Source organism: Tolypothrix bouteillei VB521301 (genome assembly GCF_000760695.4).
Classification (GTDB): domain Bacteria; phylum Cyanobacteriota; class Cyanobacteriia; order Cyanobacteriales; family Nostocaceae; genus Scytonema; species Scytonema bouteillei_A.
This window is the reverse complement of record NZ_JHEG04000001.1, coordinates 5,123,705-5,137,013: the sequence shown is the minus strand read 5'-3', so window position 1 is coordinate 5,137,013 and position 13,309 is coordinate 5,123,705. Positions and strand designations below refer to the sequence as shown.

9 protein-coding genes are annotated in these 13,309 nt (G+C 40.7%); 3 read left to right on the top strand and 6 right to left on the bottom strand.

Annotated elements, in window-relative coordinates:
- Positions 1 to 14: 14 nt before the first annotated feature.
- The 4 genes from trpA to aroF form a co-directional block, all read right to left on the bottom strand.
- Positions 15 to 821, bottom strand: coding sequence for a tryptophan synthase subunit alpha (gene trpA / locus HC643_RS20670; RefSeq protein WP_038079057.1), 807 nt, complete (start codon positions 819 to 821; stop codon positions 15 to 17).
- 412 nt (positions 822 to 1,233) lie between these two features.
- Positions 1,234 to 2,079, bottom strand: coding sequence for an indole-3-glycerol phosphate synthase TrpC (gene trpC, locus HC643_RS20665; RefSeq protein ID WP_038079088.1), 846 nt, complete (start codon positions 2,077 to 2,079; stop codon positions 1,234 to 1,236).
- A gap of 103 nt (positions 2,080 to 2,182) precedes the next feature.
- The gene (locus HC643_RS20660; RefSeq protein WP_038079059.1) at positions 2,183 to 4,378 is read right to left on the bottom strand and encodes an anthranilate synthase; all 2,196 of its coding nucleotides are present in this window, start codon (positions 4,376 to 4,378) and stop codon (positions 2,183 to 2,185) included.
- A 114-nt stretch (positions 4,379 to 4,492) separates the two neighbouring features.
- Positions 4,493 to 5,593 (bottom strand): 3-deoxy-7-phosphoheptulonate synthase, encoded by a 1,101-nt coding sequence (gene aroF / locus HC643_RS20655; RefSeq protein ID WP_038079061.1) that lies wholly within the window; start codon positions 5,591 to 5,593, stop codon positions 4,493 to 4,495.
- A 720-nt stretch (positions 5,594 to 6,313) separates the two neighbouring features.
- Here aroF and HC643_RS20650 point away from each other — a divergent pair.
- Both HC643_RS20650 and HC643_RS20645 read left to right on the top strand, forming a co-directional pair.
- Positions 6,314 to 6,829 (top strand): DUF3122 domain-containing protein, encoded by a 516-nt coding sequence (locus HC643_RS20650; protein WP_038079063.1) that lies wholly within the window; start codon positions 6,314 to 6,316, stop codon positions 6,827 to 6,829.
- A 289-nt stretch (positions 6,830 to 7,118) separates the two neighbouring features.
- The gene (locus HC643_RS20645) at positions 7,119 to 8,555 is read left to right on the top strand and encodes a mechanosensitive ion channel domain-containing protein (RefSeq protein ID WP_038079065.1); all 1,437 of its coding nucleotides are present in this window, start codon (positions 7,119 to 7,121) and stop codon (positions 8,553 to 8,555) included.
- Between the two features lie 486 nt (positions 8,556 to 9,041).
- Here the strand turns inward: HC643_RS20645 and HC643_RS20640 are convergent, their stop codons facing one another.
- Entirely contained in the window at positions 9,042 to 10,163 is a 1,122-nt protein-coding gene (locus HC643_RS20640; protein ID WP_137986141.1) for a hypothetical protein, read from the bottom strand.
- A 258-nt stretch (positions 10,164 to 10,421) separates the two neighbouring features.
- Positions 10,422 to 11,534: an alkene reductase gene (locus tag HC643_RS20635; protein WP_038079070.1), complete on the bottom strand. Its 1,113-nt coding sequence runs from the start codon at positions 11,532 to 11,534 to the stop codon at positions 10,422 to 10,424.
- A 438-nt stretch (positions 11,535 to 11,972) separates the two neighbouring features.
- Here HC643_RS20635 and HC643_RS20630 point away from each other — a divergent pair, with 438 nt between their 5' ends.
- Entirely contained in the window at positions 11,973 to 13,262 is a 1,290-nt protein-coding gene (locus HC643_RS20630) for a glycosyltransferase (protein ID WP_038079072.1), read from the top strand.
- Positions 13,263 to 13,309: the final 47 nt, after the last annotated feature.

Here is a 13,309-nt window from a genome sequence, read left to right as displayed (position 1 = left end):
AAAATAGTTATTGATTAAGCTCTTACAACTGATATTGATGCTTTCAGTTCTTGACAGAAGTTTTTAATAGCTTCCAGTCCTTGTTGTGGTGTTCCTTCTGCTAAACGTTGTACAAAAGCACTTCCTACAATCACTGCATCTGCACCCCAGTCAATGGCTTGGCGAGCTTGTTCTGTTCCTGAAATCCCGAAACCGACTCCGATGGGTTTGTTGGTAACATTTCGTATTTCTTGTAATACGTCTTTCACTTTTCCTTGCAGTTGAGAGCGTACTCCTGTAACACCTGTGACACTGACTAAATAAATAAATCCTTGCGATTGACTGCTAATGGCTTCTATGCGTTCTTTGGAACTGGTTGGGGTAACGAGTAATGTAGTTTCAATTCCAACTTCACTGGCAGAATTTAGCAGTTCGCTGGCTTCTTCTAGAGGTAAATCGGGTACGACTAATCCTTTGATTCCTGCAGCAGAAATTTGTTTGAGAAATGGTTGAATACCTAAATTTAAAATGGGATTGTAGTAAGTGAATAAAATGAGGGGCGATCGCAAATTAGGAGTGAGCCCTTGAGCCATTTCTAAAACTTGAGCCAATCGAGTTTCTTGTTTTAAAGCACGGGTTGCAGCAGCTTGAATCACTGGTCCATCTGCTAGCGGATCTGAATAAGGAACTCCTAATTCAATTATGTCAGCACCGTTTGAGTCTAAAATTTGTAGGGCTTGTGCTGTGGTTTCTAGATTGGGGTCACCAGCGGTGAGAAAAGGAATGAGAGCACACTGGTTATTTTTGCGTAAAGATTCAAAACGTTGAGAAATAGAAGTCATGGTGAATTATGAATGATGAATGATGAATTATGAAGGAAGAAGAGGGGAGGAAGGTGAATGATGAATTATGAATGATGAATTATGAAGGAAGAAGAGGGGAGGAAGGTGAATGATGAATTATGAATGATGAATTGTGAAGGAAGAAGAGGGGAGGAAGGTGAATGATGAATTGTGAAGGAAGAAGAGGGGAGGAAGGTGAATGATGAATTATGAATGATGAATTGTGAAGGAAGAAGAGGGGAGGAAGGTGAATGATGAATTATGAATGATGAATTGTGAAGGAAGAAGAGGGGAGGAAGGTGAATGATGAATTATGAATGATGAATTGTGAAGGAAGAAGAGGGGAGGAAGGTGAATGATGAATTATGAATGATGAATTGTGAAGGAAGAAGAGGGGAGGAAGAGGTAATTTTTAACCTTGTAACAGTTTTTTGACAGCTTGTTCTATGTTGGGTTGCTTGACTAAAGATTCTCCTACTAGAACGGCTCTAGCTCCTGCTTTAGCAACTAGGTCTAGATCGGTAGATGTATACAATCCCGATTCACTGACAACTGTAATACCCATGCTGTTTAATTTTTCTCCGCGCTGTGCTAATAAGTGCTGGGTGATTTCTAGATCAACAGTAAAATCTTCAAGGTTACGATTGTTAATACCTACTAATTGTACATTGGATAGTGACAAAACTCTATCAAGTTCGGTTAGAGTATGTACTTCAATTAGAACGCTCATCCCAAGATATCGAGCAAGATTTACAAACTCTTGAAGAGTTTCATCTGATAAAACAGCAGCAATCAGTAGAATAGCATCTGCACCACTGACACGTGCTAGATAAATTTGATAAGCGTCAATGATAAATTCTTTACAAAGCAAAGGTAATGTTACTTTTTGTCTGATAGTCTGTAAATTTTTAAAACTACCTTGGAAGAATTTTTCGTCAGTTAACACTGACAGACAAGAAGCACCTCCTCGTTCGTAAGCTTGTGCAATTTTCACGGGGTCGAAATCAGCACAAATAACTCCTTTGCTTGGTGAAGCTTTTTTAACTTCTGCAATTAAACTAGGGTTTTTGGAACTGTTTTGTAGAGCTAAGAGAAAATCTCGAACAGCAGGAGCATTTCCAATTTGGTTGAGTAAGTTTGTGAAGGGTAATAGCTCGTGTCTTTTAGAAACTTCTTGATGTTTGTAACGTACAATCTCGTCAAGGATGTGTTGTGGTTTGACCGATCGCGCGATCGCTTGGTTCTCTATCTGAAGCATAATAATAAAGTCTGAAGGATAAAGGATGAAATCTTGATGACCAGTCAGTTTATGCTGCAAACGTCTATTTCTCACTATTTAACTAACTGGTCGCGGGTTACTGTCATGCAACAAGGGCTGCAGAGGGTTTTGAAGTGAATGCATGAACTACATTCTTGATAATTTCTTGCCCAACTCCGCATGCCATAGTCATAATGGATTCTGGATGGAATTGAACGGCGGCGATCGGCAATACCCGGTGCTCAATTCCCATAATCACACCATCATCGGAAAGTGCTGTCACTTTTAATTCTTCAGGTAATCGTTCGGGTAGAGCATACAGGGAATGATATCTACCGACTTCAAACGATTGTGGTAAGCCTTTAAAGGTGATGGAGTCTGAAGCAACAACAGAAACGCTAGAAACTTTTCCGTGTTGGGGATAGTTAAGAATTCCTAGTTCGCCACCGTGTGCTTCTACAATTCCTTGCAATCCCAAACAAACACCAAAGATAGGAATTCGACGTTTTTTACAAGCTGCAATTGTCTCTGCTAACCGGAAGTCACTCGGTCTACCCGGTCCTGGAGAAAGGACAACAAGATCTGGGCGTTCTATATCAAACACAGTTTCTGAAAAACCATGGCGCAACGTTGTGACTGTTGCTCCCGTTTGACGAATGTAATTTGCTAGGGTGTGGACAAAAGAGTCTTCATGGTCGATCAGTAGGACGTGTTTACCTATCCCAGGATTTGCTTGGGGGGAATCGGGGGTGACGCGATCGCAGGAATGAGAACGTCTGTATTTGCTCTGGTTGAGGGTTTGGAACAGTGCAGCTGCTTTCGTAATTGTTTCTTGAGCTTCGGCTTCTGGCTCGGAGTCATAAAGAACTGTTGCACCCACCCTTACCTCTGCAATGGAGTCCATATATCTCATGGTTCTGAGAATTAAACCGGTGTTTAAATCTCCTTTAAAAGTTAAGTATCCAACCGCACCACCATACCAGCGTCTAGCACTGCGTTCGTGTTGTTCGAGAAACTGCATTGCGGATCGTTTGGGTGCGCCTGTTACTGTCACCGCCCACAAATGAGTGAGAAATGCATCTAAAGCATCAAATTCAGGTCGCACTATACCTTCAACGTGATCGACTGTATGGATTAAATGACTGTACAATTCAATTTGACGACGGGCAATGACTCGAACTGAACCCGGTTCGCAGATTCGCGATTTATCGTTGCGATCCACGTCCGTACACATTGTTAATTCAGATTCGTCTTTACGAGAGTTTAGAAGCTTTTGAATTTGAGCGGCATCATCAATTGCATCTTTTCCTCGTTTGATCGTACCGCTAATCGGGCAGGTTTCAACACGTCTGCCTTCAACGCGCACAAACATTTCAGGCGAAGCACCAATCAAATACTCTCCACCAAGATTGAAAATGAATCCATAAGGGCTGGGGTTAATTTGCTGCAATGTTCGGAAAAGTTCGGTGGGAGGCTGTTCGCAAGCTTGAAAGAAGCTTTGGCTGGGTACAACTTCAAATAAATCACCACGGCGGAAGTAATCAAGGGCTGTCTCTACTTGGTTTTCATACTCACCTTTTTCATGATCGGAAGCTTTATTGGGTGTCAGGCGTTTCCCTTGATAATCGATCGTTTCACCCGTGCGAGGTAAACCGCGAGTGTTACCATAACGAGTCACAAATTCATACTGCAAGCGAAATGCGCTTTGTAAGTAGTGGTCAACAATGACAATTTCATCAGGTAAATACAGTACTAAGTCTCGTTGGTCGTCAGCACGTTTTATGCGCTTTGCCATTTGTTCAAATTGAAAAACCAAGTCATAGCCAAATGCTCCGTACAGTCCTAAGTGTTCGTCTTCTGGGCTGTGGAATGCATGTAACAATTCTCGCACAATACTGAAGACTGATGGTTGTTTGCTTCTTTCTTCTTCTGCAAAGAACTGTTGTGTTGGTCGAACAGAGCCAATAACACGATTGTGTTCTCGGCGAACTTCTTGCAAGTGTGGATTATTCTCAAGGAGTTCTGCTAAATAAGGTAGCAAAACCATTCCTCGCTCGTTATGTGCTGTAATTGTAAAGGAATTATCGCGAGTTGCTAGTTCTAGGGGTGGGTTGACAAAACCAATTTCCCATCTTTTGTAACGTCCAGGATACTCGTAGCTACTTTTCAGCACACCTCCACGTTGGGAATCAAGACGTAGTAGAACTTCTTCAATACCAGTTTCAATTGAAGTCTTAGTTACAGAGCGCGATACAAAAATTCCGCCGTTAGTTGTGTAGCAATGAATATCTAGATACACTGGTTGTTCCTCTCTAATGATTGGGGATTGGGCAATGGGTAATAATGGGGATTGGGAAGAGGGGGAAGAGGGGGAAGAAAGTTCTACCTTGTCCCCCTTGTCTCGAGTCCTTTATTAGAAATAGGGGGTTGAAAAACTTTTGGACATGTTTGCTGGTGTTGCTACTGCAAAAGGTAATCTGTTCCAACGACCGTAGAATTGAGCCAGAGGAGTTATCTCTTGCATGATTTTCTCAAAGCCTTCAAATGTTAGAGATTGAGGACCATCTGATAAAGCTTTTGCTGGATTGGGGTGAACTTCAATCATTAAGGAATCTGTTCCTGCTGCGATCGCAGCTTTTGCCATTGAAGGTACAAATTCTGACTTACCTGTAGCATGGCTGGGGTCAATCATGATGGGTAGGTGAGTCAATGAACGCAACACGGGAAGTACGGAAAGATCGAGAACGTTACGAGTGTATTTCTGATCGAAGGTACGAACACCCCGTTCGCACAGAATCACATTTGGGTTACCAGCAGCCAAAATATACTCAGCCGCCATCAACCATTCTTCAATAGTGGCTGACAGTCCTCGCTTTAAAAGAACGGGTTTACCAATAGGTCCCACTTTTCTTAGCAGGGGAAAATTCTGCATATTGCGAGCACCAATTTGAATGACATCTGCGACTTCAGCAACCTTTTCCAAATCGGCGGTATCCATTACTTCTGTAATAATCCCCAGTCCGGTAGCTTCCCTTGCTTTAGCTAACAAACCCAAAGCACTCTCTCCATGACCTTGGAAAGCATAAGGTGAAGTACGGGGTTTGTATGCTCCACCGCGTAGGAATTGAGCACCTGCTGCTTTCACAACTAGGGCTGTTTCTACGATCATTTCTTCATTTTCAACGGAACAAGGTCCAGCTACGATAACAAGAGGATGGTCTTGACCAAACGCAACGGGTCCTCTAGGAGTTGGTACAATAACCTCGCTGGGTTTTCCATGACGAAATTCTAGGGAAGCTCGCTTAAAGGGTTTGTTGATCCGTAAAACTTGCTCGATAAAGGGACTGAGTTGTTGGACTTGCTCGATATTTAAACTTGATGTATCGCCAACTAAACCAATGACAACTTTGTTGTTACTTTCTATTGTTTCTGGTTTTATATCCCACTGGCTGACATCTTGAATAATTTGCTGAATCTCTTGTGTAGGTGTCCCGGTTTTCATCACTATAATCATGACTTGCTCTCCTAGAATTTTTAGTCTACTTACTTAGTTAGGTAACTTGTACAACACAACAAGTTTTACGTTTTGAACTAGAATTTGCTTTGCTGAAAAGTACTACATTCTTGTTTTCTAGTTTTCCAAATCTCATCGCAAAAAAACAGTCAGAATAAGTCAGGTATTAAAGTCTGAAAAAGTCATATTAAGTCATAACTGAAAGTTAGAAAAAGTCACATTCAGAATAAATCCCTTAATTGCCAGTGATTTTGTAGAGTGTGGAGATTTGTTAAGTCAATATTTTAGAGAGCTAATTCTTTCATTAAAGTCGGGCGATCGCTCTACTTTATCTCTCAAAATGACTGCGTTCTCACTTCAGATGTTTCTATAACAATATTATTTAATTTATGAAATAGATGTAGGGGAGCTACCCCCGTATGCGGGTTTCCCCACGACCACAGTAGTGACTTTAGGCGGTGTCCAAAAGCCTTATCTGGTTAGCAATCTTTATCCTACAGGGCTCAAGTACTTCTAGATCGCCACTTAATATATAGGACGAGCGTCCTCGCCCGTACCACAATACACTGTGGTTCACGTCACTTGAAAACTGCTGTAAATACGGTGACTCCCAAATAAGAATATTATCTAAAATAGAGACTTTTTGAACAAACCTTATCTGCTTGCATTGCTTGCATTTACGGTTCGTGACTCCTTTGGTCGGGCTTTGGCAAAAAAATTATGATACCCACCCTGTTAAACAGACTGTTGTGGCGATGCTCGTTACTATTCGTGCTAATACTGGCTACTTTTGGGACTTTGACTCCAGAAGCTATAGCCTTACTTCGCCAGCATCACGATGCGCCCGGTGTTTTACGCTATCACTCACAGGTATCTATAAAAGATGGGTTGGGATATGCTTGGCAAGTGGTTCTTTTTAAAGTCGTCAAACCAGGTCAACCAAAAGACATACATTTGAGGTTAGTCGGTTTTCCCGGTACCGTTCAATTTGTTCACCCGCTTCCACTGGAGATATTAACAACACAAGGTCAGCTATTAACTGCATCTGATATCTATATAGAGTCTTCTCCTGCACCTAATGTAGGAGAGTATCAATTCGCAGATGTGCTACTTAAGTTAAAAACCCTTAACTCGTTGAAACTTTACTTACCTTTAGAAAAAGACCACCGCTTGGTATTAAAAATACCTAAAGAGATTGTAACGGAATGGCATTGGTTAATCAATGATTTTGATTAAAGTTATTTAAATTTATAAAATTTGGTGTTGCTTGAGTAAATATTAACTCTTAATGGTTAAATATTTTTGAGTCTCAGTTTTTAATAACTTAAAGATATCGCAGCCCTAAATGAGTTACAAACACCTCTTCCTTGTCCTCCTTGTCTTCCTTGTCCCTCTTGTTCGGATCTCAAATAGGATTGCTGTATCTCTTCTTTGTCTCCCCAGTCTCCCTAGCTAACCTAACCTAACCTTTCGCTAACCCAGATTTTGTAAAATACCACTTGCGGTCTTAAATGGAATACCTCTCATGCAATTTCTAGAGAATCTCAACCAATTAGTCAGCGCTCCTCTGTTTAAGGCTGGTAATGAAGCTATATCGCTATTTTGGATACTAAAACTGATTCTGGGGTTACTGGGCGTTTTTGTCGTCACAAACCTGCTGAAACGGTTACTTAGCGATCGCATCTTAATTCGCTTCAAACTCAGCCAAGGGAATAGAGAAGCGATATCAACTTTAATCAGTTATAGTGCTGGGGCTTTAGGTTTTTTGATTGTACTGTCTGTCAACGGTCTTGATGTAGCTTCTCTTTCAGTCGTGATCGGAGGATTAGGGGTAGGAATTGGCTTTGGACTTCAGGATTTAACCAAAAATTTGGTAAGCGGACTGACATTATTACTTGAGGGTAAGCTACAAGTTGGCGATTATATTGAATTTAATGGGGTGTCAGGATATATCAAGGAAATTGCAATACGCTCCACAATTATTCGCACCTTTGATGGTGGCGATATTGTAGTTCCTAATAGCAACTTAGTTGGAAATCAAGTACTCAATTGGAGCTATAAAAATTTTACAGGAAAAATTCGTCTAGAAGTTGGTGTTGCCTACGATAGCGATCCCATTATAGTTGCAGAAACGTTGTTAAATTCCGCCTACATGGAGCCATCTGTCTTGTATGAGCCGCCACCTAAGGTCATTTTCAAAGGGTTTGGAGATAGTTCGTTAAATTTTGAATTGTGGGTATGGCTGAGTCGAATTGATGAAGGAATTTCAGTACGAAGCGCCTTAAACTATATTATTGAACACAACTTTCGTCAAATAGGTATTAAAATTCCATTTCCTCAAAGATCTTTGTGGCTCCACAATCTAGATTTACCATCTTCAAAAACTGATTCAGAAATTCACAATGGTTTAAAAACAAATGTGTCTACAACTGCTAAGATACCTCAATTTGTTTCCATTCGGCATTTGCTTAAGGAAGTTCCTTATTTCCAGCAGACTCCAGATCTTTATTTAAGGAGAGTTATTGAAGCAGGCTATCGTAAAATGTTATCAGCCTCAGAAATCTTGTTTCATGAAGGTGATATGGCTGCGTCTGTGTATATAGTTCTTTTAGGTACCATTGAAGTTTTTTCTGTTAGTCTGGATAAACGGATTAAGGTTTATTCTACTGGAGAATTTTTTGGAGAAACTCCGATTATGCTGGGCGTTCCTTATCTTGCAACAGCTCGTGCGATCGGCGAGACGAGTGTATTTGTGATTTCTAAAAGTAACTTTGAAAAACTTTTACAAACTTGTCCGAAATTAGCAGAAATATTAGCTCAAGAATTATCTAAGGAACAAGAAGAATATTCTGGCTTGCGCCAACAATTACAAGATTTGGGAATATTAAACATGAACGAGCAACATCACAACTTTATTGCTTGGGTACAAACGAGATTAAAACAGCTTTTTAATGCTTCTTAAATAGATGGTTGTGGATCTCTAGAAAAGAAATGCAACACCGTGAAAAGGGAGAACTGGAATTAAGTTCCAATACTTGTCGGTTAAGCCTAAACATGCGAAAACACGTAGGTTGGGGAGCCACTCACGTGCGGAGAGAAGTTGCTATTGGGGGTTTCCCCCAATAGCAAACTTCGGAGGGTTTCCCCCCAACCCCACTTCGTGGGGACCCCAAAGCCCCCCGTTGAGTGAGGTGGCGTTTGAGGAACGAAACCCAACATCTACAAGTATTTGTTGGGTTTGTCCAACGTACAAAAATTCTTATCCGAGCAGTATTGAATTCAGTTCCCCCCTTTTTTAAGGGGGGTTAGGGGGGATCAAAACCGCTTTTAATGCACTTTAGAAGACTTATGTACATCATCGCAGCTCTTTAAGGGGGTTATTGAAAGCGAGTCTTTCACTTCCATTAAAGAAGAAAGTCTGGCTCCATCTTTCCTACACCTTTGTTAGCTAAAAATAGGAAATTAAACAAAATTCATCATCTGCTTCAAATTTCTCAAATTTGTTTATTAGTGCATTGTTTTTAGTTATAAATATTGAGTATCTATCATCTCCAAAGTCTCTACCAATTCCATAAAACCATTCAGTTGCACAAAAAATGTTTTCCAGATATTTTAAGTCACAATTTATAAATGAATTGGCTTCTGTTTTTTCTAGTATTTTTTGTAATTTCTCAAGGTTTGTACTTTGAGGTACAGCAATTAAAGTTTCAGCCTCTGAACTTAGAAATGTCTCGGACATTGTTCCAAAAACTGCTCTACTAACTGGCTGAATCACTCCTACTCTTCGACGACGAAGTTCTAAAGGTAAATTAGTTTCGTTTGTCAGAAATTCTAAAAATTTTACTTCTCTAACATCATTATTTTCATCGTCAGTTAATTCAAACTCAGGATTATTGTAATAGCGATCGGTAACAAGCCACGGTAAATTATCATCGCAATTATATACAGTCAATAACCGTTCTCCTGGTTTCTTTATGACAAATACAAGCGCTTGCACGTATGAGCTAACATTAGTTTTTATATCGTAGCTAGAAACTAAATAATTTGTATTTGGCATTGCTGCGCTAATACTTTGTGTATTGACGACATGAGAAACAGTATCAATAAACCGATCGCGTAAATTATTATTTCGAGAGACGAATGCAAAGCTAAAACAAAATCCCCTTCCTCCCCAAGGAAAGAAAGCCCAAGAAAAACTGTTTGCGAACCAGTCAAATAATATGTCAACTCGTTTTAATGAAGTTCCATTCAGTAAGGGGAGATCTGGCCATTTGTCAGTTACATTTGTACAATAGCTTGAGCCATGAACATACCACGGTTGGGGATAGCAGTGCCTTGGAGGATAAGCATCTTCAAGTAGTGGTATTTGTTCTATAGAAAGCAAGCGACTGTGTTGTTGACCGCGTTGATTGAGCCAAACATCAGAAAAATCATTATTGAGAAAAACCCCTAGTGATTCTCCTACAAGAGGTCGATAATCGAGGAAAAAAGCAACGTAGTACATCTTACTTTTTACCCAAGCAGTGATAGCGGTAGACTGACTGTAATAGCATCCTGTGAACTCGTGCAAAATCGTTATAAGTTTTTTAGAAGCTTAGCGACTTACACGAGTTTTCACACCTAGAATAAGCAGGGCGATTTCTGATTTCTCTACCTTTCAAGAAACACATCCCAACCCCTCGTATTAATACTGGAATTTTAAGTTTTTAATAAACATATATTTTTATTCATAGGACGAAAAATAAGAAATTTTAGCCTGCGTAGGCAGGCTTTGTTTGTATAGCTTTACACTTCCACTGTGTAGGTGCAAGATATCAGCTACCCAGTTTTAAGCAGCGCGATCGCCAAGAAATGGATAATCAGTGTAACCCACCTCAGGTTGATGGCTACCTTGACCGTAAAACGTTTTAGGATTGGGTGAGTTCAATGGAACATCTAACTCAAAGCGTTTCGGTAGATCTGGATTTGCTAAGAATGGTTTGCCAAAAGAGACAAGATCTGCATTACCTTCTGCTAAAATTGCATTTCCCGATTCTTTGGTAAAACCACCATTCGCAATTAATGTGCCTTGATAGATGGGGCGGAAAGTTGGAGCAACAGGGCATAAGACATCACGGGTTGCTAAATCTTTTGCTTCAGGCTCCATGAGATGGATGTACGCTAAACCAAAACGGTTGAGTGCATCAATGGTGTAACCAAAAGTGGCTTTAGGGTTGGAGTCAACCATGCTGTAATAGGTGTTGCTGGGTGAGAGTTTAATTCCCACTCGATTTCCTCCCCAGACACTAGCAACAGCCTCAACAACTTCTAGAAGAAATCTGGCACGATTCTCTACTGAGCCGCCATACTCATCAGTACGATGGTTGCTACCATCTTGGAGAAACTGGTCAATGAGATAACCAAAAGCTCCATGTAACTCTACACCATCAAATCCGGCTGCAAGCGCATTCTCTGCTGCTTTGCGGAAATCTTCAATAACTCCTTGAATTTCATGGATTTCTAAAGCATGGGGTGCAACCATTGATTCTTTCCCATTGGGAGTATGCAGTTGACCTTCAGCTGGTATTGCACTTGGAGCAACAGGTAATTTTCCTTCTTCTTGTAATGAGGGATGGGAAATACGCCCGCAGTGCCAAAGTTGTAAGAATATTCGTCCTCCCTGCTTGTGTACGGTGTCTGTTACCAATCGCCATCCTTCTACTTGGTCTGGAGAATAAATACCCGGACAGTTCATATACCCTTGGCTCTGGCGCGAAATCATCGTACACTCTGTAATAATTAATCCCGCAGATGCTCGTTGGCTGTAGTACGTGGCGTTGGCGGGAATTGGTACTCCCCCATCTCCAGCACGCAACCGTGTCATGGGTGCCATAACAATTCGATTGGGGAGTGTTATGGGTCCTAATTGAATGGGTGAAAAGAGATTTGTATCAGTACTCACAAAGAAAATCTCCTGTTATGGCAATGTTGTTTGGTATACTCGATCGGGTTCACACGAAAGGCAAGTGCCTGTGTAGCAAAAAACAGCCCAGACTATATTAAACTACTTCCCTACGTGCGTCTTGTCTGTTTTTGCGACAAATCACCTCATTTTTCAACAGTTTCAAAATTTCCTTTTCCATCCAGTCATTGTTGAAAAATCGTGAAGCTACTCTGTATATACCCTTACAGACTTCACCATAAGAAGTAGCTTTGTATGTGTATCAAACAAGCCTTTAGAGCGAGGTTCTAAGTTTCTAAATTCAGAAACAATATAACTGAAACAGTTATTCAATTTTTCATTGAACGAGTTTTGACATAACAGTTAAAAGTTATTCAAATTGATAATTTGTAATTTCCAAGGACTCATCTAATTCCAGTTACAGGCTCCAAACTATTTATGTCTCACTTTGGCGTTATTTGCCCGCCTTTTGCAGGTCACCTAAATCCTTTAGCAGCTTTAGGAAGAGAATTACAATTACGGGGGCATTGTGTTACCTTTTTACAACTTCCCGATACAGAGCTAAAAGTGCGATCGGAAGGGTTAAATTTTTATCCAATTGGACATTCTACTTATCAACCAGGAGAACTGGCTGAAACTTTGGCACAGTTAGGTAAATTAAGCGGTATAGAAGCTTTACGTTTTTCAGTAGATTTTTGTCAGCGTATTACCTCTATCATTTGTCAGTATGCACCGACTGCTATTGAAGCAATGGGAATTGATGCACTGCTTGTAGATCAATTGGAACCTGCGGGTGAAGCCGTTGCTGAGTTCCTTGGTATTCCTTTTATCTCTGTCTGTTGCGCTCAAGCCATTCACCGCCGATCTGATGTTCCCCCTTTTTTCACTCCTTGGAACTACCAGAACGCTTGGTGGGCAAGGCTCCGCAATCAAGCGACTTATCAAATACTCGATCGCAGCTCTCAACCAATTTTACAAGTTTTAAATGAATATCGCCAAAAGTGGAAGTTACAAGTGAATCGCAAGTTATATGCTTCGCGAGCCACACTTGCCCAAATTAGCCAACAACCTGCTGCTTTTGATTTCCCCTGCAAAGATTTACCAAAGTACTTTCATTACATTAGCCCATTTCGCAACCAATCACCGCATCAGGTTTCCTTTCCGTTTGAAAAGTTAACCGGACAACCGTTAATTTATGCTTCCCTTGGAAGTATGCAAAACACCAAACAAGACATTTTTGAATGCATTGCGACTGCTTGTCAAGAACTTGACGTGCAGTTAGCGATCGCCTTTGGAAGTAAAATTAACAAACAAACAGTTCAAAAACTACCTGGTTCTCCAATAGTTGTAGAATATGCTCCTCAACTGGAAGTTCTTGCTAAAGCCAGTTTAACTATTACCCACGGGGGTCTTAACACTGTTCTTGATTCCCTCAGCCATGGAGTTCCTTTGGTAGCTATTCCAATTACTTACGAACAACCGGGGAATGCGGCTCGAATTAAATGGACGGGTACCGGAGAAGTAGTTTCCTTATCTTGCTTGAGTAGTTTGAGGTTGAGACAAACAATTCAACGGGTACTTACGGAAGGCTTTTACATTGACAATGCATTGAAACTAAAAGAATCGATCCGTAAAGCGGGGGGTGTGAAACGAGCTGCTGACATTGTTGAGCAAGCAATACAACTGCCTAGTCCAGAAATGCCTCAAGTTTTACAAACAGTTGGTTGATAATTTTTCTTATTGTGTTGGGCATTACACATATATTTTACAATGAC

Coding starts and splice junctions, on each gene's coding strand:
- HC643_RS20630 (WP_038079072.1), top strand. CDS start 11,973: ATGTCTCACTTTGGCGTTATTTGCCCGCCTTTTGCAGGTCACCTAAAT.
- HC643_RS20650 (WP_038079063.1), top strand. CDS start 6,314: ATGATACCCACCCTGTTAAACAGACTGTTGTGGCGATGCTCGTTACTA.
- trpC (WP_038079088.1), bottom strand. CDS start 2,079: ATGCTTCAGATAGAGAACCAAGCGATCGCGCGATCGGTCAAACCACAA.
- trpA (WP_038079057.1), bottom strand. CDS start 821: ATGACTTCTATTTCTCAACGTTTTGAATCTTTACGCAAAAATAACCAG.
- aroF (WP_038079061.1), bottom strand. CDS start 5,593: ATGATTATAGTGATGAAAACCGGGACACCTACACAAGAGATTCAGCAA.
- HC643_RS20645 (WP_038079065.1), top strand. CDS start 7,119: ATGCAATTTCTAGAGAATCTCAACCAATTAGTCAGCGCTCCTCTGTTT.